Origin of the sequence: Edaphobacter acidisoli (genome assembly GCF_014642855.1) — a bacterium.
In the GTDB taxonomy this organism is placed as follows: Bacteria; Acidobacteriota; Terriglobia; order Terriglobales; family Acidobacteriaceae; genus Edaphobacter; species Edaphobacter acidisoli.
Window position 1 is genome coordinate 122518 of the sequence record NZ_BMJB01000001.1, and the last position, 24584, is coordinate 147101.

Consider the following 24584-nt stretch of genomic DNA (forward strand, 5'->3'; position numbering starts at 1 on the left):
AATGGGAAATCCTCTACCGTGAACCATGCCCCTGGCGAAAATTCAGCAGCTCAGCCATCCCCTGCGTGGTCTTCGCGGAGATGGCTGATCCTTAGCTTCTTACTGGCCATCACGGTGATTAATTTCATCGATCGCCAGACTGTCTCGGTGCTCGCACCTATTATTAGACAGTTCTTCCATCTTTCAAATGAAGCTTATGGCAATGTAGTCGCCGCCTTTCAATTTGGAATGATGAGCGGCGAACTCCCAATGGGCTGGGTAATGGACAGGTGGGGATGCCGATTGGGACTCACGCTTGCTGTCTGCTGGTGGTCAGCGGCGACTGGAGCGCAGGCATTTGTCCGTTCGGGAACCCAGCTCGGTCTTAGCCGCTTCTGGATGGGCACAAGCGAGTGCGGAAACTACTCGGGAGGGATGAAGGTAGTCTCTCAGTTCTTTCCGGTTAAAGAGCGCACGCTGGCTGTAGGTATTTTCAATAGCGGCAGCATTGTAGGGGCCGTACTCGCTCCGCCTCTAGTGGTATTTCTGGCTCACCGGTATGGTTTCCGTGCGGCATTTCTCTTTCCGGCGTCGCTTGGCGTTGTGTGGGCGATCGCCTGGTGGTTTACCTATCGCACGTTACCTGCTCCCGCAATTGAGCAGAGCTCCTCTGAGGTGCCGCTGAGCACTCTGCTGAGCCAGGCGCACGCATGGGCGATCATGCTTTGCCGCTTCTTTGTTGGCCCGGTCGTACAGTTTTACTGGTACTGGCTGCCGAGCTATCTCTACAGCGCTCGCCATATGTCGATGTTGCAGATAGGCGCGCTCTCGTGGATACCGTACTTTCTCGGTGGCATCGGCGGAGTTGCAGGCGGATGGGCTGCTGCGTCACTTCATAAATCGGGGGCAAGCAACTACCGTGTTCGAACAGTGACGATGTATTCGAGTGCGGCGCTTTGCCTGGCCAGTCTCGCGGTGCCATTTGTTGGCACGCTGGTCGCCTTCGCCGCGATTAGTCTGGTGATCTTTGCGCACAATTTTCTTTCTGCGAACATGTATGGCTGTATCACAGACCTCTTCCCGGAAAGCGCGGTTGGCCGCGCTACCGGATTGACAGGCGTAGCAAGCGGGTTGAGTGGCCTTCTGTTTCCTCTCTTGACGGGCTTTCTCGTGGACCGCATCTCGTACAAGCCTGTCTTTGCACTTGCAGCGATGATGCCTCTTCTCGGTACAGTCATTCTCTTCATATTGGCGCGCAAGCGCCGCTTCAACGAGTCCTCACACTCGGCATTGCCTGCTTGATGGCGAAGGGAAGCCAATTCTTGAGCCACGAAGAAAATTCGTTCGCTTGGCTAGCACGCTCATTCGTAATGGGCTGCGCGAATGTGGCTGGCGCGATTCCGCGTGTTTCCACAGCCCACTTTAGTGCCCACGGAACGGGGAACTGATCAAGTTGCTTGATCAGTTCAGCCAGCAAATGTGTGCTCCGATGAAACTCCTTCGATGCGACCGTTTGTTGAAATATATCTAAAATCAATTCCGGCAGAGCGCAGGCGACACCGGAGACGACACCATCACAAACGCCTTCAGAGAGCGCTTTGGCGAGTACCGAGTCGTTGCCAACAATTCTGCAGGCATCAATCCCGTGGTCCTTCAAGTCGCGCAAAATCTCTAGCGATCCACTCGAGTCCTTAATTCCCACGATATTTTCGGTTTCGGCGATTAATTGGCGAACGGTCGGCTTTTCCAGACCGGAGCTGAACTGGGGCAGGTTGTATAGAAGCACTGGAAGCCGGGTACAGCTAGCAACGGTTCGGCAATAGATATCCAGATCTTCCTGGGCATAACGGAAAAAATAAGGCATCGGTAAGAGCAGGCCATCGGCTCCTTCATCCGATGCAACCGCGCAAAGCTCCATTGCTCCTTTGGTGCTTGATGACCCTACCCCACAAAGCATCCGTGGCGCGCCGGCAGCTTTAACCGTTTGAAGAACAACTCGAAGCTCCGTCACGGTCGTCAGACAGAACTCCCCTGTAGCCCCATTCACGCCGAAGGATGTAATGCCCTTGGACAACAAAAAGCGGACTAGCGCCGTCAAGGCATTGGCATCCACTACCTCATCACGTGACCGCGGAGTGAGAAGTGCCGCATGGACGCCTGAGAACTGCTTGCTTTGCATCAGTGTGTTTGATCCTCGTTCCATAGGATATAGACAGACACCTGCCTGGTCGCTATAGGATTTCGTTGTCATGTTCACAGCGTCATCCGCGGCTCTCGCATACTCATACTCACCGGTGCGCACATTTTGACTGCAAAATCAGGCCGCGCGTACTCATGGCTAGTTGTAGCCATGCTTTGGTTCGTCTGTTTTTTGAACTATGCGGATCGTCAAGCAATCTTCTCTATCTTTCCGCTACTCGGAACAAAGCTGCACCTCACTAGCGTCCAGCTGGGCGTTATTGGCGGCTCATTCATGTGGATGTATGCCGTATGTGGGCCGATGGCTGGATGGCTCTCTGACCACTTTTCGCGCAGGTCACTTATCCTGGGTGCTCTCGTCTTTTGGTCGCTTATGACCGCGGCAACGGCGCTAGCCCATACGTTTGCATCGCTAACGTTGATACGGGCTTTGGGTGGACTCGGCGAAGCGTTCTATTTTCCCGCCGCTATGTCCATGATGAGCGATTATCATGGGCCAGCCACACGTTCTCGCGCTATGTCGGTACATCAATCCAGCGTCTATGCAGGTAGTATCGCTGGAGGAGCAATCTCCGGATTTCTCGGCCAATACTATGGCTGGAGGTCGAGCTTTCTCTTTTTTGGCGCTGCCGGCATGGTACTCGGTTTGCTACTGCTGGTTTTTCTGGAAGAGCCTGCTCGAGGTGCTGCCGATATCCGTTCGATGGAAACCGCCGTCAGAGAGCCATGGAGACCTATTGAAGACATTCGCGAGATATTCTCCAACCGGACGGCAATGTTTCTGGTTCTCGCATTCATCGGAGCAAACTTCGTCGCGGCGGTATTTCTCACATGGATGCCCACGTTCCTCCATCAGAAATTTCACATGAGCCTCTCACTATCAGGGCTCAACAGCACAGTCTATATTCAAATAGCCTCGGTGCTCGGAGTCCTGACCGGCGGAGCACTTGCAGACTCGTGGCAGCGAAGATTCCGAGGCGGACGCATGCTTGCTCAGTCGTTAGGCCTGTTTTGTGGTGTGCCATTTCTCTTTCTTACTGGATGGAGTAGATCGCTAGTGTTGCTGATTACAGCCATGATAGGCTTCGGCTACTTCAAAGGTTTATACGATGCCAATATCTTTGCCAGTCTTTATGACGTTGTTCCTATCGAGCGCCGCGGCGCCTCCGCCGGCATCCTGAACTCGTTGGGATGGCTTGGAGGAGGTTTTGCTCCTGTCATCATTGCGCTCGGCGCGGCTCACTATGGCATGAGCGCTTCAATCAGCACGACCGCAGTTGTTTATCTGATGACCGGTTTACTGATGCTGTACACCGCCCGTCGGCTTGAAAGAGAGTCAAAGATGAGCGCTAACAACAATGAAACAGGGAAGTATTGAGCCGCATCTTGCCTGGCCATGCTAGTTAGTTGTGGAGCGTTCGGGCCAGCTTGCTCAAACGCATGACAAGGCATTTAGCTGCGCCGCCCGCTTTCAGAAATTCGCTGAGTTGGACCTGCACAACATCAAAGCCTCGCGATCTAAGACAGCTTTCCAATTCTGCGCTGATCTCATTCATGATGACAGTTCTACCAACATTGATTGCATTGCAGGCAAAGCGTACAGCATTCTGTTCGCTGACTATGATCCGCTTATCTTTAGCATAGAATCTCTCGATCTTTTCAAGTGAAGCTTGGTCGAATGCCTTCGGATAGTACATCGCATAGCCGCCTTCGAGCGGGGCAAAACAGGTATCGAGATGATAGAAGCGCGGGTCTACCAGATGTAGCGAGATGACTTCAAGGTTCCAGATGCTTCGTAGAATGCGGTGGCTAGAGACAGCCGTGCGAGGGCCATACCCTGCCCACAGGCAGCTTGCATCGTTAGCGAAAAGCGCATCGCCTTCGCCCTCGAATGGAGTAGAGCGTGGGATATCGACGACGGTATATCCGGCAGATGTAAGCCACCGCCGGAAGTGTGGCTCTTCACCCTGGCGCTCCGGGTGAAAGAAACTGCTGAGCGCAACAATGCCATTGCGCTCCAGCCCTGCATTCGCGGTAAAGACCATATCGGGAGAGCCCGGCTCAGGGTCAATCAACACAACATCGGCGATGCTGCTGAGGGCTTCGTAGAGACGAGCCCATTGCTCCATCGCGCGAGTGCGTGAAGAAGCGTGAACATTGCCTGCCATCCAGGGATTGATGACATAGCTCACATCGTAGAGCTGTGGCGCACACATCAGGTAAGTTGGCCGGACCGGATTGGCTTCTGCCCCGAAGCCGGCTATTGCAGGATGCGTAGTGGCGGGATGGACTGAGTGCGTACTCATCTAAGCTGCTCCTTAGACGAGTCTGGCAGAGCCAATGCAATCGCGTCTATATGAATGATTATGAGTGGTTTAGTGTATATTGATGCAGCAAATGCAGGGCATCGGATTGCGCTCGCTTGGTATCAGCATTGTCGACAAATATTTTGTGAATCAAAGGTTTCCACATAGCGCGCCTGCTCACGTCCGATGGCCTCAAACAGGGCCTTTAAATTGCCGAAGCTGCGAATGAACTCCAGTGGCTTGAGTATGAGTTGACCGTCGCACATATGACGCCTCCTTCGTCAACTTCAAATGCACTATACGGCAGGTGCGTCAGGAGAAAGCCAGCATCAGTAGCGGCGCAGCTTCGAGCCAGCTTCGCGTGAACATGCAGGATGATACCTCCCTCGTTATCAATAGATGATGCAGTGATCTATGTAGCTAGCAGAACAATTCGAGCGGACAAGTCCCGTTGATTGAGCAATTAATATCCAGTCTGTAAATGGAAAAAAGTTGTAGAAATTTCGTGAGCATCTCCATCTCGCCGACGTAGAATCTTATGCTTGTACGGAGTTGTCCGTCTCGCGAGGTTTTCCGTGGCACGTCCCTATTGGTCTGGGCAGATCCAGATATCGCTTGTCTCCTTTGGCGTAAAGCTGTTTGTCGCCACCGAGGCAAAGAGTGAAATCCGTTTTCATCAGATAAGCCGTTCGACAGGCGAGCGTGTGCGTCACCAAAAAGTGCTTGCCAGCGCACTTGAAGACGCTCCAGACGAGGCAGCCGCTCCAGTCGAAAAGGACGAGATCGTCAAAGGGTACGAATACAGCAAAGGCCAATACGTTATCGTCGAACCAAGCGAATTGGCGGCGCTGCGTGTCCCGTCCAAGCATGCGATTTCAGTGACACAGTTTGTCGGCCTGGATGAGTTGTCTCCCGAGTATATGGAAAAGCCCTACTTCGTCGTCCCGGAAGATGACGTTCAGGCTGAAGCATTCGCCGTCGTACGCAAAGCCCTTCAAAAGGCAAAAAAGGCTGCGATAGGGAAGATTGCATTTGGCGGAAGAGAGCACGTGATTGCCATCACCGCCGATGATGACGACAAACTGGGAGGGATGATGGCGTACACGATGCGCTATCAGGAGGAGCTACGCAGCCCGGCCGAATACTTCAAGGACATTAAGAAAGTAGCTGTCAACGCTGACTCGCTCGCATTGGCTATGGACCTCATCAAGAAGAAAGCGGCCAAGTTCGATCCCGGCAAGTTTACGGATGGCTACGAAGCGGCAGTGCGCGAGCTGGTGGAGGCAAAGATCAAGCATGCTCCAGTCCCGCAGGAGGAAGTCGCTTCGCCGCGGCGCGCCAACGTGGTCAATCTGATGGACGCGCTACGAAAGAGCCTGTCCAGCGATGAAGCAGTGGCAGGAAAGAAGAAGCCGGTGGCCAGCGTGAAAGGGGAAGCGAGGAAGAGCCTCTCACTTGTGAAGCCCGCCAAGGGGACTGGCAAGAGAAAGTCCGCATAAACTCTTTGGGAGTTGAAGATGGCTGTGACCGGGCGATCTGCAGGGAAGACTTCTGCTCCGAAGAGGGCTTCGTCGCATGCTGTTGCGGCCGATGCAGTAGACGAGCAGTTGGCGCGCTACCGCGCGATGCGCGATTTTCAGATCACAGCCGAGCCAAAAGGTAGAGCACCTTCGAAGTCATCTGGGCAAGGGCTTCCGTTCTGTGTTCAAAAGCACGCTGCTTCGCATCTTCACTACGACTTTCGCCTTGGTTGGAACGGAGTGCTCAAAAGCTGGGCGTGTGCCAAAGGTCCCAGCTATTTCCCCGGAGATAAGCGGCTGGCCGTCCAGGTAGAAGATCATCCCATGGAGTACGGAGGGTTTGAAGGAATCATTCCAGCCGGTCAGTATGGTGGCGGCACGGTCATGATCTGGGACCAGGGAACCTGGGAGCCGCAGCCTGGACATACTGATGTTGACGCCGGGCTGCGGGATGGCAGCCTGAAGTTTGTTCTGCATGGAACAAAGTTACAAGGCAAATGGGCGCTGATCCGCATGAAAGGTAAGGCGGCTCAGGAAAAGAAACCGAACTGGCTGCTGATCAAAGAGCATGATGCATTTGAGCGCGGTAAAGATGATTCGCCAATAACTGAAACCGAGCCAGACAGTGTTGTAACAGGCCGTTCCATTGAACAGATTGCGCGAAGCGAAGACCATGTTTGGAACTCGCGCGACACAGGCCAAGAAAAAGCGTGGTTTCGGAAGAATGCCAGCGATGAGCCATCAGGCACAAATGCTCTGAAGAGCTGGACAGCAAGACTTAAGAAGATGCCAGCGGAGAAGCAGCCCAGATTCGTGAAGCCACAGTTAGCCGCACCGGCAGCAAAACCTCCATCTGGAAGCGGCTGGCTGCATGAACTGAAACTCGATGGCTACAGGATTCAAGCCCGCAAAGATGGCAGTCGAGTGCAGATGTTTACACGGACCGGACTGGACTGGACAGACCGTTTCAGCGCGATTGCAAATGAAGTGGCAGCGCTGGGTGTTGGGAAGATTACGCTCGACGGCGAGGTCGTTGTGTTAGCTCCCGATGGGAGCACCAGTTTTGGTGATCTACAGGCCTCGTTCCAGCCAGGATCAAAGCATCAGCAAACATATTTTTGCTTTGATGTTCTACATGTCGATGGACGCAATGTCCGAGACACGCCATTGACTGAACGAAAGGAGCTGCTATCAGATCTGATGGAAACGGCCGACAGCGATCTGCTGCAGGTAAGTGGCCATGTTGAAGCCGATGGGCTCAAAGTGTTTCACAAGGCATGCGAACTGCATGCGGAAGGGATCGTTTCGAAGAGAGCCAACGCGCACTATTTGCCGGGACAGAACGGGGAGTGGTTGAAGGTGAAGTGTCTTCTCGAACAGGAATTCGTTATTGGTGGCTACGTATTGCTGTCGAATGGAACTCCTGGCGTGGGTGCGCTGTTGCTTGGCTATTACAGTGGCGGCAAGTTGAGCTATGCGGGACGCACCGGGACTGGCTTCAACGAGAAGATGCGCAAGCTTCTACGCGAGAAGCTCGAAGCGCTGAAGCGAAGTTCCACTTCATTTGCAAGTGTGGACGCTGAAGCCCGGCGCGGAGCAATCTGGGTGAAGCCTGAATTAGTCGCACAGGTTCGCTTTACCGCATGGACAGCCGACAATCTCGTGCGACAAGCGGTGTTTCTTGGGCTACGCGAGGACAAGGCGGCGAAGGATGTCATGCGTGAGGAAGAACCTGCACCTCCACAAACTCCGGCAGCGGCAGCCGGACCCGGCTTGAAGCACGCGCCGGTCCGCCTGACGCATCCGGCCAAAGTGCTCGACACTTCATCCGGAATGACGAAGCAAGTGTTGGCAGATTATTACTGGACGATAGCAGAGAGGATGCTGCCTTATATTGCTGGCCGTCCGTTAAGTTTGTTGCGTTGCCCCGACGGATCGGCACGCCCATGCTTCTTTCAGAAGCATGTCATCGGCTCGCTTCCACGTGGGGTGAATACTGTGGAGATCTCGCACAAGACAGGCGCTCCTGAAGCCTACATGACCGTGGCTTCGGCAGAGGGGCTGGCGGGATTGGCTCAGTTGGGAGTGGTGGAAGTGCATCCATGGAATTCACAAAATGACGACCTGGAGCGGCCCAATCGGATGATCTTCGACCTCGATCCAGACGAGACATTGGCGTGGCCAATCCTTGCCAGTGCCGCAATTGATGTCCGTATGCGGCTCAAGAAGATAGGACTGGAAAGCTTCTTGAAAACATCCGGTGGTAAGGGCCTGCATATCGTCGTGCCAATTCTCCCGAAGTTCGAGTGGCCCGCAGTCAAAGACTTCACTCGCCGCTTTGCGCTGGATATGGAAAAGGCAAATCCGAAGCTTTATCTAACGAAGATGACCAAGGCAGCACGTAAAGGAAAGATATACATCGACTACCTGCGCAATGAGCGAGAGGCCACTGCTGTAGCCACATATTCGCCGCGAGCCCGCCCAGGCGTCCCGGTTTCAATGCCATTGCATTGGAAAGAGCTGGAGTTTGGAGCAATGCCAATATTTCGGGTTACAGAATTCATTCAATGGCAAAGCCGATTAGTAGATGACCCTTGGAAGCAACTAGACAAGATCAACCAACAAATTCCTAGCAGGCTGATTGTCAACTAACATCAACGAACGCTGCAGCTCAGTCTGTAGTGGCCAATGAGAAACGGCCAATATTGCGCCTTCTTTATCACCAGGTAACACTTCGTACGGGCGCATCATCTCATTGTCTTCATGTTCCAGAATGTGGCAATGCCACACGTATCTGCCGGGATAACCCTCGAATGGAACAATGATACGTGTCACCTGACCAGTCTCGCAGCGCACGGTATCTTTCCATCCCGCTTCTTCTGGGGTGGGAGCTATCGCAGTCCCGGTATAGATGAGTTCTCCCTTATCTTGAAAATGAAATACGTTGAAGCTACGCCGGCCGAGCAACTGGAACTTCACCAGATGCAAGTGGATTGGATGCGTATCTTCGGTAAGATTTACCAGCTCCCATATCTCGGCTGTGTTAAGACGCGGTTTTTCTGTCACCGGCATATGCCATGGAGTGTTGTTGAGCAGCATCCCCATGGATTGCTGTACCTTATTCATGCTTTCATCAAGTGTCAGTCGGCGAGTGCGTATGGCGTGGCTCTGCGGAATCCGTTCGATTGATCGCAACGGAGCAGGTACGGTGCTGTTGTCAGCCACACTCTTGGATGCGACACGAAACTGCATAATGTCGAAGCTATCACTTCGAAGCAGAATCTTCTCGCCCGCATATGCTCTGAAGTCGAACACGATGTCTGTGCGCTCCGCAGGAGCAAGCAGAACGCGGTTGGCCTTCACCGGAGAAGCAAGCAGTCCTTGATCGCTGCCTATCACGTCCATCTCGAGCAGGTTCCCAAACGAGAGACGGAAGAAGCGTGCGTTCGATCCATTCATTACGCGGAATCGATACTTGCGAGGTTCCACATCCAGATAGGGTGAGAGTTTTCCATTGGCCAGCATGACATTGCTGTAGACTTCCGGCACCCAGGGTGATCGAGGATTGCCTGACACCGGATACTCGAGCTGTCCGTCCGAGCGGAGAAACCGGTCGCAGAGCAAGAGTGGTACCTCATACTTGCCCTTCGGCAGGTTCAGCTTGTCTTCCATCTCATCGCGCACAAGGAACATCCCCTGCAATCCAGCGTAGACATTCAGTCGATTAATTCCCATCGTGTGGTCGTGGTAAAAAAGCATCGCGGCATCCTGACGGTTAGGATAGTGGTAAGTCAGCGACTTTCCTGGAACTACCCAATCTTCGGGATAACCGTCACTGCCCGGCGGCGTGCGTCCGCCGTGCAGATGGATGACGCATCGCACTTCAGGTTTGTCCGGTTCGGCTCCATGCAAGGTGTGGTCGACGGGTAAGAAATGCTTCAGTGGCAGCTTGTTGACCCATTCCACGATCAGTCCTTGTCCGCTTCGTGTCTCGAATGTCGGTCCAGGTGAACTGCCATCAAATCCCCACATGCGTGTTGGAGGCAGATCGCGATGCACCTTCTGCTGAATCTCCTCGATAGTTACGCGGTAAAGCGACAGCATCTTATGCGCGTCGTCAGGGTCTGGCCTCATCTCGCTGTTTTTCACTATTGGGGGGATAGGCAACGCGTCTACATACGGCGTCAGCTTATTCGGGTCGAGCGCAGTCGAAGACTGCACCATCCCAGCCGCGGCGGCAGCTTTCTCTAGTGACAATCCTGCCGTTAAAACTCCTGCACGCCGTAAAAATCGTCTTCGTGAAATCAATCCCGCTCCTTCATTCTTCTTGTGCCGGACAAGCAACGAGGGCGCCGGAGCAAAGCTCCAGCACCCTGCGTTTGTTACAGCGTTTGTATCAGAACGACAGTCTTAGCGATCCCAGCCGCCTTGGATCACTTCGCCCGTAGACTCATTGAGTACGATGGGCTCGATGCGGGCGTTCTTGAAATCGAACATATTGTTCAAAACGCCGGCCCGGCTATCAAATGAGCCGGCAATGCGCTCACTACCCAGCCAGTTGTCTTCAATGAACCGCAGGATAGACGACTGATCAGTCAACGTGTGGTCCACGAAGTTCCGCTTAGCGTATGGTGAGATAACCATCAACGGGAGACGGGGCCCGTAGCCGCAGCGCCCTTGGGCGTGGGCTGCGTTGACACCCGGCAGCGCTGTTGTGCCGTCGCCACAGGAACCTGGACCCAGCAAGGCATCCTGCGCGGTCGAGGACTGATTCACAATGGGAGCCATCTGATGATCGTACCAACCGTCGGAGTCGTCATAGGCGATCACGACGGCAGTGTTCTTCCACTCCTTTTGCTGCTGAAGGAAGTTGATCACGTGTACGATGAAGGCCTGCTCGTCCAGCGGATCGGAGTAGCCAGCATGGCCATCCTGATATCCCGAAGCCTTCAGGAAGCTGACAGAAGGGAAGTTGCCGGCTGAAACTGCGGCGTAGAAGTCGTTCAAATCATACTCGTGGTTTCCCGCATCGCCGTCATAGCCGATCGACTTCACTGACGAAGGCCGCGTGTGCTTCGGGTTTGCCGTCGACGTGTAGTACTGGAACGGTTGGTGATGGGGAATGTAGTCTGCTTTCTTGGTCATCGTGATTGCAGAAGTCGTGCTTCGGTTGCAACCTGTCGAACCATTCGAGTTGACTGTCGCGAGGTCGAACCCACCTTCAAAGAAGCCCCAGGTCACGCCGCGACTGTTTAGGAGATCGCCGATGTTTTGCCCACTAAAATGCACGGCGCTGGGGCTGGAGCAGACATCCCCTATAGGATCCGCATCACTTACCAAAGTCTGGCCGCCGTTACCATCCGAAACCACTGCATCGCCCACGCTCACTGCATCGTCCACCCCATTTGTCTGACCTGAGACGAGGTTGATAGCGCCCGGTGTCGAAGGGCCGAACGTAGTGCCGTACGAGTTGTCATTCATCGCGAAGCGCTGCGCATAGTTCCACAAAGCCGTGACGGTATTGCCATCGTAGTAGCCCATCACGAGCCCGTTGGTCGTCTGGCCGTTCGGCGGCGGCCCGGGTGTTCCGGTGTACTTCGGGAACCCATCCATCAACCCACCATGAAATGCCTGCTGCTCCGGGCCATAATCGTGGTCCTGGTCTGCGGTTGCTGCCTCAGACCGATCTAGACGGAACGGATTAACTGCTGCATTGCCATTCAATGTCTTATTCAGAAAATTCGGATTGTTATAAAGCAGAGCATCCGTAAAACCATTTACGGATGGTGTGTCTTCCGCAGCTCTGAAGCGCGGCTCGCCTGGAGGATTCAGCGCAACTGGATAAGTGCCAAAGTAGTGGTCAAACGAAACGTTCTCCTGAAAGATCACAACTAGATGTTTAATCGGCGTAGCGGTGGTTTTGGACTCAGCTTGCGCACTAACAATGGCCGGAGCCGCAACCTGCCCGGCAATCAGCAGTGTTGCCAAAGAACGTGCAACCAGTTTCTGCATGACGTCTCCTTTTGTTTGAGAAGGCCCATCCGGGCCGTCAACAAAGGTGTAGTCATCTACTATGAACAACTTGTGACGAAACCATGTACGACCGAACAAATTTCTCTTGAGTAACCGCAAGGAAAGGAAAAACCAGTTGCTGTTACGTGGAAAGGGAAGGTCTCGGTCGCGCGCTGCTTCGTACGAAGAGTGACGATATAGGTCGAATTCGATCAATCCTTCCAAACAGGCTCATCGGGTGCAAAACGCAACAACCCGCCGGGATAATGGCAATGAAATCCACTGGCCGCGATCACCGCATGATTTTCGGTGCTTTGTCGGAGAGCTGTTTGAACTTTGCGGCCTCTTCTTTGGATTCTTGAGATTTGCCCTGTCTTCTGTAGACGCGCGCTAATAAGTAATGTGGGTCTGGATAAGTAGGGTCCATCTCGACCGCATGTTTGAGCCATTTCAGGCTTGCATCGGACTGGCCGGCTTGCTCCAGCGCTTTTCCAGCAAGGAAGAAGCTTCTGGGATTTCCTGGGTTTCGCGATGAGGCTTCTGCTGCCAAGTCGAAAGCCTTCTGGCTGTTGCCGAGCTTCAGCATCAGGCCGGACATGTTGAGATATACATCGTCATAATCTGGATGGTTTTTGTAAACCAACTTGAGCGCGTGGACGTAATTCTCCATCGCATGACCGTTCTCACCCAAGGCCTCGTAGCACAGACCGAGATTGTCGTAGGCGCGATAGAAGGTTGCGTCCAGTTGGATAGCCTTCTGGAACTCTGCCATCGCCTTCGGAACGTTGCCGTCCTGATAGTCAAGCCGTCCCAGCCAGTAGTGAGGCTCGGGGTTATTCGGTGCTGCAGCGATGGCTCGCTGAAATGAGAGTGCTGCATCCGTATCGTGTGCATTCAGATACTGCGTCTGGCCTAGCAGCAGCAGCGCGGAAACATCATCGGGTGTCTTTGTAAGTAGCGTATGAAGAGTTTCACTCGCAGCATCGAACTGGTGAGACAACATCTGTCCGTCTGCAAGCGCCAGCAGGAGGTCCCGCTGTTCCGGGCAAGCGGCGAGTCCAGTTTTTGCTGCGTCGATTCCGGCAGGGAAGTCCTGTTTGTGGATGGCGTTTTGGGCTCGCTGGAGCTGGGTTGTGCAGAGGTACGTTGCCGGATCAGAGGAAGATGGAGCTGCAATTTGTTGCCCTGGTAAAGGTGCCTGAGGCAGCGATTGGGAGAAAGAAGGTATCGCTGTGACGAGCAGAGCGCCGATCAACGTTCTCATCCATAGCGGGCTAGAGTGCGTCTGCATGAACGGGATGCTCTGAGATCTTTCTGCGCGTGACGGGCGCATAGCGCATGGGTTAAAGGAAACAGGCGGCCCGAAGAGATACGGGCCGCCTTGAGTATACCGGGGCTAGAAGCTGAAGCGCGCGTTCAGCTGCACGATGCGAGGTGCATATGCGGAGCCAAGAACCAACCCGAAGTTCGGGTCGTTGATGTCCGTCACCGGGTTTGCGCGGCCTGCGCGGTTGAACAGGTTGATGCCGTCGGCACGGAGTTGGAAGCTTCGCTCCTCGCCGAAGTCGAAGCTCTTCTGCAGGCTGGCATTCTCCGATGCCTGGCCTGGCCCAACCACGTTGTTGAGCACCGAAGGCACATTGCCGGTGGTGAGCGCCACGACGTTGTTTGCTGATGTGGGAACATGTGCAAATGCAGCAGAATTCAAATAGGCAGGACCTGAAGGTTGGGAAATATTGATCGGCCCCGAGTGGTTCAATTCCACCTTTGCACCTGTGAAGTTCGGCCTGGTGGTGGCGAAGATACCGTTGCTCGGGAAGCTATCAACTATTGCGAGAGTGCTCCCTGATTGGTAGATTGCGTTCCCGCTGAGTGTCCATCCACCGGCGATCCAGTTCAGCGGCCCATGCAGATTAAACTGCCGCCCTTTGCCAAAAGGAAGATCATAGAAGGCAGTGAACTTTAACTGCTGCGGAACATCTATGCCCTCAGCGATTGCTTTCTCTGCTTTCAAATTGTGTACATCCTGCACCAGTGAGCACTGACCGCTGTTGCAGTTGCTATTGGTGTCAGTCAAAGTCTTCGACCATGTGTAAGCGACTAGAACATTGAAGCCCTTCGAGACCTTGCGAGTAATCGTGGCTTGCAGCGAGTCATAGCGCGACCAGCCAATGTTGTAGTCGTACTGGGTTATGCCACCACCCTGATACTGTGGGAATGGCGCCAGAGCCTGCTGAACAGTGTTGCTTGGGTCGAAGCCCACATACGGCATGGGAACCTCAGGATGCTGTGAGAGTGGATCCAGCAGCGCATCACCATACTTGGCAAGATTAGCGACTGGCAGCTGGTTCAATTGGTCGAGTCCATACGCGTAGATGCGCCTGCCTCTGTTTCCGACATAGTTAAGTTCGGCGATGGTCTTGTTGCCAACGGCGTACTGGAGCCCGAGGTTGTAGTTCTCCACATAAGTAACCCTCGATCCATCTGGGCGGATATAGGCTGGAGGCGATTGTGTATTTGCTTGCGTGGGGTCGTAATTGGGCAGCGCTCCCGAGAACGAAGGATACGGATTACTGAGGGTGGCAATTGCCATGTCGCGATATGGCGTGGGGTTAGTTGTATGGTTGACTACGATTCTGCCTGTATATCCGAGTGAGGACGGAGGGCCGTTGAATTGGAACGCCGGTCCTGCTTCAGGAGATTGCGTGTTGACGCCGAATCCTGCCCGAAGGACAAGCTGTGGAGTCGCAGCATAGGTGATGCCGAAGCGAGGCAGAATCAAGCCCCAATCGGTCCGCTCAAATCCTTTCTTGTTAAGCTGGCTGGCGAACTGAAGCGCACCGGGAAGATTTCCCGCGGCAGAGTTCGGCAGCAAGGGGTTCATAGTCGTCATCTGACCATGAGCTTCTGTGATGCCTCCCATGATCTCCCAGCGAAGGCCGAGATTCAGAGACAGTTTAGGCGAGACCTTCCAGTCGTCCTGGATATAAGTCCCGATCTCATGCCTGTTGAACTCATAGTTTCCATGATTGACGGTGCTGCCCGTGCTGTCCACTTGACCCAGCATGAAGCTGGCAACTGCGTTGCCGGCGTACTTCGATGTGCTCTGTCCATCGTCGGTCTCGACATTGGAGAATGCAAAGCTAGCGGGTGTAGAGATGTTAAGGTCGTTTTCGCGATACAGACGATACTCAACTCCAGCCTGTAACTGATGCGCGCCATGGCTGATGAAGACCTGATCGATGCCAATAATGCTCGACGTAATGTTTCCGCTACCGTTGGAGCCGTCACCAAACGTGTCATTGTTATCGCCAAGTGCCTTCTGGCCGCCGCCAAACGTGATTGTCGGGAACGCAACTGGAGCGATGTTCTTAAGGCCGAGCGTCGTTCCCCAGTTCTGGCTCGAAAAAGGGGTGGTGTAGATATTGGTGAAGCGGTTATACCCGATGCCAAAGTGGTTCATGATGTGGGAGGTGATCTCCCAATAGTCGTTCGCGCGTATGACTTTGCCTGGGTTGTCCTGGAAGTGCCACGTGTCCAGCGGACTGGTTCCGGGGATGGCCCATGTACCGCTGCCGGAGTTGCTCCTGTTTCTGCCGACCGTGCTATACATGAATTCGACTCGTTGCGCTTGCGTTAGCGTCTGGTCGAGCTTAATGGTGAGGATGTTCTGAGAGAATGTCGGCTGACCGGCAGCAAACGCTGGAATATTGCCGACCACGTTGCTGTTAAGGTAATTCGTGGGAAATTTCAACTTGAGATAGTTAGCAGCAACCGGATCGAAGCGGTTGGTGGGTATCTTGTTTCCAGGGAACGGGTCACGTACCAGACCAGTGCTCAGTGCCACCTGTCCGGTCACAGGATCCACCTGTCCAGCTGTTAGCAGACGCGTCGAGGTGGGATCATAGATCTGACCATAGATGACTGGCCGTCCCAGGGCATCGACCGTTGCCTGCTGGCCGGATTGGCTGTTCAGCGTCAATGCCGGGTTGAGAAATCCGGAGAAGTCGCCTCCAAGCATCGCTTGGGTTGGCATCGTCGTTGGTGTTGATGAGATCGTGTAATTGGTAATCTTGGTTTTCTCGTCCGAGACGAAGAAGAACGACTTGTTTCTGCCGTCATAAATCTTTGGAATAAAAATTGGCCCGCCGACTGTTCCTCCAAAGTTATTTAGACGTTGTTTAGCGCGCGGCGTACCGGTCTGTTTGGCTGCAAAGGTGTTTGCGTCCAGTGCTTCGTTCTGGAAGAACTCGTAGATCGAGCCGTGCAGGTGGTTGGTCCCGGACTTGATGCCATAGTTCGACACGGCAGTTCCGCCGCCGTTGTACTGCGCGCCCATGGCGCCAATCTGCATGTTGAAATCAGTTACGGCATCGACACTTGTAGGCGTCTCTGCCGTATCAAACGTTCCCATCGAAACTCCATCCAGGTAGATCTCGTTCGAGAAGTACTGCCCGCCCTCAATCGAACCGGTGAAGGTATTGCCGGTTGTACCTGGAAGGCTATTAAAGATAAATGCCTGCAACTGGCGCTCGCCATCGTGGTCAACCAGGATCGGCCAGGTTGTCATCTCTTTTGCACTGATATAGTGGCTGATCTGCGCCGTGCTGGTCTCCAATAGTTGCGCATCGCTTGAAACAGTCACCGTTTCGGTTCCTCCGCCGACTGGGAGCTTCAAGTTGACAGTGAGCAACTGTGCCACATGGAGCGGGACGCCGGTGATTGTCGCAGGGGTAAAGCCCTTTGCTGTAGCCGTGACGTTATAAGTTCCGGGCGGTAGCGAGGGGAAGGTGTAAACACCTGCTCCTGTGGTCACGGTGTTGGACTTCACGCCGGTGGCCACGTCGGTAGCGACGACCTGGGCTCCCGGAACCACCGCACCAGTTGTGTCAGCCACAGTGCCGTTCAGTGCTCCGGAAGATCCCTGCTGAGCCGAAACATATGTAACCGATATCATTAGAACTAAAACAATGGTAAAAAGATGCTTTAGCATGCTTGCCCCCAAAATGATGGTTAATGCTGGAATTGCGCTAGTCTGCGTCGAGGTCCAATAAAAGCGAGGCCCTCTCAATATGATTGATTGGGAAAAGGTACGCCAAATTTAATAAATATGTCAATATAAAATAAAAAAAGATAGTCTTTTTGATTCTTTTTGTGTTGTCGGGTTTGCTGTAAACACACAGTGTGCTCGGAAGGGAGTCTTATGTCTCACATCACATTTCCACGGCGCGACATTCTAAAGGGAGCAGTTTCGTTTGGTGCGCTCGCCGGAATTGACACTCTATTACCCGCTCAATCGGCTGTGAAGACACAAGGAGACGCTGTTGACGTGGTTCCTTATGGGATCGGTAATTGGTCCAACCTGGCCTTCGATCCCCGTGGAAGTCATCGCGCAGTAGTTCGGGTAGGAAAAAACTCAGATGCGGTTATGGTGCGCATCCCTTGGAGGAGGCGCGATTCAGACCCCGAAAAGAAAAATGTCCTGTTAACCGGAGCAGACGGGAAAACACAGATTAAGAACCTTATCCGCATAAATATTAATCGCGAGTTCGGGGACCTCGTTTTTCAGCCCCAAAACGGACCTGGCGTTTACTTCATTTACTACATGCCCTTTGATGGACCAGGACGCTCATTGAACTATCCCACAGTCATTTATCCTCCTCCAGTCGATACGGCAGATCTGGAGTGGGTGGAGCGGAACCATTTAGGCGATCCGAGTTCCGCGAGGCAGGCGGTGTGGCGCAGGCTTCCACGTGCAAGAGTGGTCGAGTTTCAGGCTGTGGATGCCTTTAACTTCTCTTACCCAATGGAAGTTATTGCCACAGAGCAGGAAAGGGACAGGCTCCTCGCGCAGAATCCATCCGCAGTATTTCTTTTATTCCCGGAGAAGGGGAATCAATCGATCAGAATGCCACACGATTTGCCGTATCGCTGGATAGAGCGCGGAGCAAACACTAGGTTTGTCGGCAATGCTCATCGTGGCGAATTCTACGTGATGCAGTTAGGTGTGTACGCAGCTCGCAAGAGCATAAAAGATCTCAGCGTTAGTTTCTCTGATCTACGCTCCAGATCTGGAGCGAGCATTCCGAGATTTGCGTGGACCTGCTTCAATACTGCTGGGATGCAATGGAATGGCGAGCCGTTGACGAAGAAAGTTTCCGTTGTAAAGGGAGACATCCAGCCGCTTTGGATCGGACTTCCGATCCCGGAAAACTCCGAAACCGAGAGCTATCTCGGGACGATTAAGGTCACAGATGCCGATGGCGCATCGTCATCGGTCGATGTCAGGCTTACCGTCAGTGGCGAGTCTATCCCCAACCACGGCGACAATGATCCCTACAATCTCTCGCGCCTGCGATGGTTGGATTCGAGGTTGGCCGAGGATGACTCGATTGTTCCACCCTTTATTCCTATCAATCGAGACGGGAATATCATCAACATCCTGGGTCGAAGTCTCACGGTTGGCCCTAACGGCTTCCCTGAGCAAATCTGCAGTTATTACACTCCTGACAATACCGACATTGCAGAGAAGGCTCGAGAGATTCTGGCGGCCCCGATCTCGTTGACCGTTATAGTTGCGGATGCGCCTGTGCGGTGGGAATCTCACGATCTGCAGTTTGAAAACCATCTGCCGGGAAGAGTGAGCTGGAAGGTGAAAAATGTATCGGGCCCTCTGACAATGCTTACGCATGCGCGTATGGAATTTGATGGGGTCGTGGAGTTCACAGTTGAGGTTTCCAGCGCACAAGAGATTGCGGTTCAAGACATACACCTTGAAGTACCGTATCTGCGCGAGGCCGCCGTCTACATGATGGGCATGGGGCAAAAAGGTGGCTATCGTCCATCCTCCTTCCGTTGGCAATGGAATATCGAAAATAACCAAGACTCCATATGGATCGGTGATGTGAACGCCGGCATGCAGGTGCAACTCTATGACGACCATTATTCACGGCCACTCAATACTAATTTTTACCGACTCAAGCCTCTCGTAATGCCAGCGTCGTGGTCGAATAATGGACAAGGTGGATGCGATCTTGTTGATCACAACAAGTCAACAACCATGCTTCGCTGCTACAGCGGTCCGCGCACACTACGTGCTGGCGAAGCGCTGCATTACAACTTCCGGTTGCTGCTGACTCCGTTTAAGCCGGTGAATACATGCGAGCACTGGAACAATCGCTACTATCACAATGGTGCTCCTCCGCCTGCTAAGGTCAAGGCGACGGGCGCGAATGTCATCAACATTCATCATGCAACCGACATCAACCCATATCTGAACTATCCGTTTTTGCGTGCTGCACAGATGAAGGAATACATCGAGAAGGCGCATGCGCTCGACATGAAGGTGAAAATCTACTACACCGTCCGCGAGCTTTCCATTCATGCTCCTGAGATATTCGCGTTACGCAGCTTTGGTGATGAGATCTTTGTAGGAGGCCCTGGTGGGGGATACAACTGGCTGCAGGAACATCTCGGCGATGACTACATTGCAGGCTGGTGTGTCCCCGACAAACATGATGCCACGGTCATCAATAGCGGCGCCTCGCGGTGGCACAACTATTACGTAGAGGGGATCAATTGGTTGGCACAGAATGTTGGTATCGATGGCATCTATCTTGATGACCTTGCATTCGATCGAGTTATTATGCAGCGCGTCCGCAGGGTACTTAGCAAGAACCGCCCGGATGCGCTGATCGATCTGCATTCGGCCAATCAATATGATTTGCGTGATGGATTCGCAAGCAGCGCAAACCTGTACATGGGCGAACTGCCGTATATTGACCGGCTGTGGTTCGGCGAATATTTCAACTACGACTCTCCGCCTGATTATTATCTGATTGAAATTTCCGGTATTCCATTCGGGTTGATGGGCGAGATGCTACAAGGAGGCGGCAATCCCTGGCGCGGCATGGTATATGGCATGACAGCGAGGCTGGGTCATTCTGGTGACCCGCGTTCTCTATGGAAAGCCTGGGATGGTTTCGGCATCGAAGGCAGTCGAATGATTGGATATTGGGATCCGCGTTCGCCGGTAACAACAGGCCGCGAGGATGTGTTGGCGACAAGCTATGTAAAGCAAGGCGCTGCGATGATTGCGATTGGAAGTTGGGCGCCCGCCACGGAAAACATTCGCTTACAAATTGACTACCATCTGTTTGGCATTAATCCGGCAAAGGCTATCATTACAGCGCCCGCAATTGAGAACTTTCAGGATGCGGCCACCTTCCACGCTGGTGATGAAATTCCAATACCGTTCGGACGAGGTCTGCTTTTGATCATTTCAGAGAGCACTGCATAAATCTTGGCCCTGTAAAGCTGCCAGCCATGTGCGAATGGAGCTAAGGCTGGTCAACAAGCATGAGTAGTCCGAATTTCTCCGGAACATGGAACGTTTTGCTCATGGGAGTTTGCCATGCAAGAAGCTTTCGATCAGGTGGCGGTCCTTGACACCGGAAGAGATTGATGCGGAGCATGGTTCCAATATGCGGTGGCTCAGGATCAATTGCCCCGAATGGAATACGCATGGCTCCATACCATACTTTGTTTTTAGAGTCGATGCGGGCTGCAACCTGAAAGCCCGAATTCCATGTCCACACACCTGGCTTTTGCGGGTCTTGCGAGTTGATATCGAGATCAACCCGCTCACCCTGCGGTGACACTTCAAATTCTTTGTAGTGGTGAATATGTCTAAAGTCATATCCGATGAATGTTTCGGCCACGTCCCAGTTCCAGAGCAGGTTAGTTTCCGTAGCTGTATGAGGGAATGGCTTCAGATAGAGCTGGCTGTAGGAGCACCTGAAGAGCAAATACAGATTGTCATTCGTCCATCGCGATCGGACCTCTGTCCATAGAGAAGGCACTGGATGGCCGAAATTATCAGCTTCAAAATAGACTGGTTCTGCTCCGCGCCAGAATGCCGATTGCGGGCTTGTTTCCAACGGGACATCTTTTGGCGCTCGAATGCTTTTGAAGGTTGCTGCGCTCGCTCGGTTTGTCTGGCTCCAAAGTGTGAGCCCTAAAAAGAGGATTGCGGATACTTTCGGCATCTGTGCTCCCGATCAGTTGTTTGCGTTCTAACAATAGTTTGAAGTGCCTCTGCCCTGGTGCGTTGCTGGAAATAGAGCTTCGCAATCATGCTAAGGGCTGTTTTAGGTTTAGAAATAAAAAATTGATATAGATAATAATTCGTAATAAGCTTGTTGCAGCTAAACGAACCGGAAAAGCATTGGAGCCGCCCTGGGAGAGTTGCGTAATGAAAGTTGCCCATTGTGTGCTGATTGCAGGTCTGACCGTCTTTCTCATGCAGTCAGCGACCCCAGCGCAAGGGCAATCGGTTCGCGCGTGGGAGAGCACAATTGTGATCCCGACCTACAAGCTCGGGCCTGCGGACCCGAATCCCCCGTTCCCCTTGGTCAATTCGCACCCAGTGTATCCCTATACCATGCTGGATGATCTTACAGACCAGCGCGAGGCCAAGACATACCGCGCGCTATACCTTGAAAACAAATACCTCAAGATCACCATTCTTCCGCAGTTGGGTGGACACGTGTACTCGGTATACGACAAGGTGGACCATCGTGAGGTTCTCTATCGCAACCATGTGATCAAGTATGGACTTGTTGGGCCACGAGGCGCATGGATCTCGGGAGGCATGGAATTCAGCTTTCCATTCGCACACACTACAGACACGGTTTCCGCCGTTGAGTCGGCGTTGCAACGCAATCCTGATGGGAGTGCCACTGCATTCGTCGGTGCGGTGGATTGGGTTTCCAATATGTATTGGCAGATAGCTATAACTCTGCGGCCCAATACGTCACGACTAGAGCAAGGTGTAACACTCTTCAACGCGACTCCTCTAAACCATTTGTATTTGTTCTGGACGAACACCGCGGTCAAGGCCACAGATGACATGCAATACGTCTATCCGATGCGTGAAACCATCTCCGACGATCCTTTTGCCATTGTGCAGAACTGGCCGGTATGGAATGGGGTAGACCAAAGCTGGTATAAGAACAACCCCAGCGCAATTGCGATCTTTGCGCGAGACGTTCAGCGGAATTTCTTCGGTGTCTACTACAAGAAATCTGACTACGGAGTGGTGCACGTAGCGGACTTCCGCCAGGATCCTGGAAAGAAGCTGTGGAGCTGGGGAACCGCTCCTAGTGGAAAAATCTGGGACCACATCCTCAGTGACAACGACGGCTCCTACAATGAGATTCAGAGCGGGCGCTTCTACACGCAGGGCTATAGGGAATTTATGAATCCGCGTAGTGTGGAGCGGTGGACCGAGTACTGGTATCCCGTTCGCGGTCTCGACGGCGGCTTTGTGGAAGCGACCAGCCAAATGGCTGTGAATGTGTCATATCTCGCCGAGCAGGGCAAGCCTCAGGTAAAGCTTACTATCAGTCCAGTGGCTGAGGTCTCAGGCGCTACGGTGCTCTTCAAGCAGGGAGCGAAGGTTCTCAGGACATTCCATCCTGACACACTTCTTCCTTTGCAGCCCATTTCCTACACCGTTCCGGTTGAAAACCTCGACGATGTTCGAAAGGATCTGGAAGTTGAGATTGACTCCCAGCAGGGCAAGCCTCTCATGCATTGGAGCGCAAGCGCGCCCATCGACGGCAATCCCGACCTTGTGCCGTCAGTAGGAAACGCGCTTCGCAGCAAACCGGTCACGACGGCAACGACATCAGTGGAAGAGCTTTACATGAACGGCCTGTTCCTTGAGAAATCGGGAGAGATGGATGCTGCGCTTAAGCTCTACGAGCAAGCTCTGAGCAGGGATCCGAACTTTGTACCTGCGCTCGTGCATGAGGCTCTTTACTATTACCGCGCGGCTGACTTCAAAACAGCCCGGCAGATGATTGCGCGAGCGCGCCAGCAGGACGAGGAGAATCCGTTAGCGGCCTATGCTTCTGGTCTCATTTATCGGGCGAGCAGACAGATATCGCTCGCAGAAGACGCATTCTGGACATCCATCCATTACGGTACGGCTCTGGCGCCGGGCAATTTTTCGGCCGCTGCTTTTGTCGAACTCGGCGAAATCGAAACGCTGCAAGGAAATAATGCGCGGGCTTTGGAGTTCTTCAAGAAGGCCATTGATTACAACCCGGACGATGCATTCGCATTGGCGGACCTTGCCGTAGCGCAGCGTTTGAATGGCGATCCTAAAACAGCTGCTACGATCTCAGAGCGAGCTCTTCAAATAATGCCTCTGTTGCCGTATGCGCTGGCCGAACATTGGCAGGATATGCAGGCACAAAACAAAGCAGGTACCTCTAGTTCGTCTGTGGTCAAAAGGTGGAACAGTACCATCGACAACGATCCACAGAATTACATTGCAATTGCCTCCTGGTATCACCGGATGGGTGTGTGGAAGTCATCGGAGGCTGTTCTACATGCTGGGCTAGCAGGTAACTCTGCTCTGAACATCGAGGCGATGGCATACTATTACCTTGCTGCCAACGCCAAGAGGCTTGGCAATCTATCGCAGGCAAAAGCATATTCCCTGAAGGCAGCGTCTCTGCCGATTGCGCAGACCTTTCCCAATCGCCTTACCGATGTTGCTGTCCTCGCAGATGTCATCAGGCAATACCCTGGTGATGCACATGCCAGGTACGCGCTGGGCAACTTCTTGTTTGCTCATGCTCGTTATGATGAAGCGGCAACACTTTGGGCCGATGCGCTGAATGAGGGATTCAACGACCCCGTCCTACTTTGCAATCTTGGTGTGTATCAGTGGCGTGTAAAGCAGAACCTTGCCGATGCTGCTGCGTACTACGTGCGCGCCATCCATCTAAGCCCGAACGACTACAGACTCTACACAGATCTCGACGAAATTTACGAAGAGCAGGGAAACAATGCGGCCAGGACGGGGCTATTTCGCAATACCCCGACACAGGTTCTTGCGCAGGATACTGTGCGCGCTCGCCACGCACTCCTCTACCTTGAAACTTCAAGACCGGATGAAGCACTCGCGCAGCTTTCCAATCACATCTTCAAGCCGTGGGAGGGCGGCGTCATCATCCACAACATATTTGTGGCCGCGAATGTAGATAGAGGCAAGCAGGAGTTGGCAAATGGCCAATTTGCAGAGGCGGAGCGGTCCTTCCGTGCAGCCATGCAATATCCAGAGAGTTTCGGTACAGGGGAGCCTGCAGAGCCAGAGACCGCAGAGCAACTCTATTGGCTCGGGATCGCTTTGCAAAAGCAAGGGAAGATTGAAGAAACTATGTCAGTTTGGCAAAAAGCTGCGGCGCAGGGAACTGGAAAAATAGATGTATCGGTGGTCTTCGCGGCACTCGCTGAGAAAAAGCTCGGTCATGCCTCACAGGCGCAGCAGGTTCTTTCGCGCTGCATACAGGCCGCGACGAAACCAGACGTGTCTGCTAACGCCTACTATCTTGCAGGAATCGCTGAATATTACAGCGACAATATATCCCTTGCCCGCAATTACTTCACCCATGTTCTTCAGATCGATCCACTCTTTTGGCAGGCACGAGTCGCGCTTTACAGCCTCTAGTGTTGCGGTTGCAGATCCTTCCGTGTTTTATATCGTAGTGGCATG

13 protein-coding genes are annotated in these 24584 nt (G+C 53.3%); 6 read left to right on the top strand and 7 right to left on the bottom strand.

Annotated features, from left to right (window positions below; translation table 11 throughout):
• The first annotated feature begins 18 nt into the window (after positions 1-18).
• Positions 19-1281, top strand: coding sequence for an MFS transporter (locus IEX36_RS00475; RefSeq protein WP_188757430.1), 1263 nt, complete (start codon positions 19-21; stop codon positions 1279-1281).
• Here IEX36_RS00475 and IEX36_RS00480 read toward each other — a convergent pair.
• Positions 1247-2158: a dihydrodipicolinate synthase family protein gene (locus IEX36_RS00480; RefSeq protein WP_188757431.1), complete on the bottom strand. Its 912-nt coding sequence runs from the start codon at positions 2156-2158 to the stop codon at positions 1247-1249. The two genes, IEX36_RS00475 and IEX36_RS00480, sit on opposite strands and share 35 nt — an antisense overlap.
• Positions 2159-2329: 171 nt before the next feature.
• Between IEX36_RS00480 and IEX36_RS00485 the strand changes: the two genes are divergently transcribed.
• Positions 2330-3556 (top strand): MFS transporter, encoded by a 1227-nt coding sequence (locus IEX36_RS00485; protein ID WP_188757432.1) that lies wholly within the window; start codon positions 2330-2332, stop codon positions 3554-3556.
• A gap of 25 nt (positions 3557-3581) precedes the next feature.
• On the opposite strand, the gene IEX36_RS00490 is transcribed toward IEX36_RS00485, so the two are convergent.
• On the bottom strand, positions 3582-4484 hold the full coding sequence (locus IEX36_RS00490; protein WP_188757433.1) for a dimethylarginine dimethylaminohydrolase family protein: 903 nt from the start codon (positions 4482-4484) through the stop codon (positions 3582-3584).
• A gap of 575 nt (positions 4485-5059) precedes the next feature.
• On the opposite strand from IEX36_RS00490, the gene ku reads away from it, so the two are divergent.
• Together ku and ligD are read left to right on the top strand one after the other, a co-directional pair.
• Complete coding sequence (ku, locus tag IEX36_RS00495; protein WP_188757434.1) at positions 5060-5983, top strand: non-homologous end joining protein Ku; 924 nt, start codon at positions 5060-5062, stop codon at positions 5981-5983.
• An 18-nt stretch (positions 5984-6001) separates the two neighbouring features.
• Positions 6002-8656: a DNA ligase D gene (gene ligD, locus IEX36_RS00500; RefSeq protein WP_188757435.1), complete on the top strand. Its 2655-nt coding sequence runs from the start codon at positions 6002-6004 to the stop codon at positions 8654-8656.
• Here the strand turns inward: ligD and IEX36_RS00505 are convergent.
• From IEX36_RS00505 to IEX36_RS00520, 4 genes are all read right to left on the bottom strand, one after another.
• The gene (locus tag IEX36_RS00505; protein ID WP_229668578.1) at positions 8609-10312 is read right to left on the bottom strand and encodes a multicopper oxidase family protein; all 1704 of its coding nucleotides are present in this window, start codon (positions 10310-10312) and stop codon (positions 8609-8611) included. The two genes, ligD and IEX36_RS00505, sit on opposite strands and share 48 nt — an antisense overlap.
• A 102-nt stretch (positions 10313-10414) precedes the next feature.
• The gene (locus IEX36_RS00510; RefSeq protein WP_188757436.1) at positions 10415-12016 is read right to left on the bottom strand and encodes a phospholipase C; all 1602 of its coding nucleotides are present in this window, start codon (positions 12014-12016) and stop codon (positions 10415-10417) included.
• Positions 12017-12308: 292 nt separating this feature from the next.
• On the bottom strand, positions 12309-13349 hold the full coding sequence (locus IEX36_RS00515; protein ID WP_308422262.1) for a tetratricopeptide repeat protein: 1041 nt from the start codon (positions 13347-13349) through the stop codon (positions 12309-12311).
• Between the two features lie 63 nt (positions 13350-13412).
• Positions 13413-16913 (bottom strand): TonB-dependent receptor, encoded by a 3501-nt coding sequence (locus IEX36_RS00520; RefSeq protein WP_188757438.1) that lies wholly within the window; start codon positions 16911-16913, stop codon positions 13413-13415.
• Between the two features lie 306 nt (positions 16914-17219).
• Between IEX36_RS00520 and IEX36_RS00525 the strand changes: the two genes are divergently transcribed.
• A complete protein-coding gene (locus IEX36_RS00525; protein ID WP_188757439.1) occupies positions 17220-20315 on the top strand; it encodes a glycoside hydrolase domain-containing protein in 3096 nt (1031 codons plus the stop codon).
• Between the two features lie 40 nt (positions 20316-20355).
• Here IEX36_RS00525 and IEX36_RS00530 read toward each other — a convergent pair whose 3' ends face one another.
• A complete protein-coding gene (locus IEX36_RS00530; RefSeq protein ID WP_188757440.1) occupies positions 20356-21063 on the bottom strand; it encodes a carbohydrate-binding family 9-like protein in 708 nt (235 codons plus the stop codon).
• A 206-nt stretch (positions 21064-21269) separates the two neighbouring features.
• On the opposite strand from IEX36_RS00530, the gene IEX36_RS00535 reads away from it, so the two are divergent.
• Positions 21270-24539 (top strand): DUF5107 domain-containing protein, encoded by a 3270-nt coding sequence (locus IEX36_RS00535; RefSeq protein WP_188757441.1) that lies wholly within the window; start codon positions 21270-21272, stop codon positions 24537-24539.
• Positions 24540-24584 lie beyond the last annotated feature (45 nt).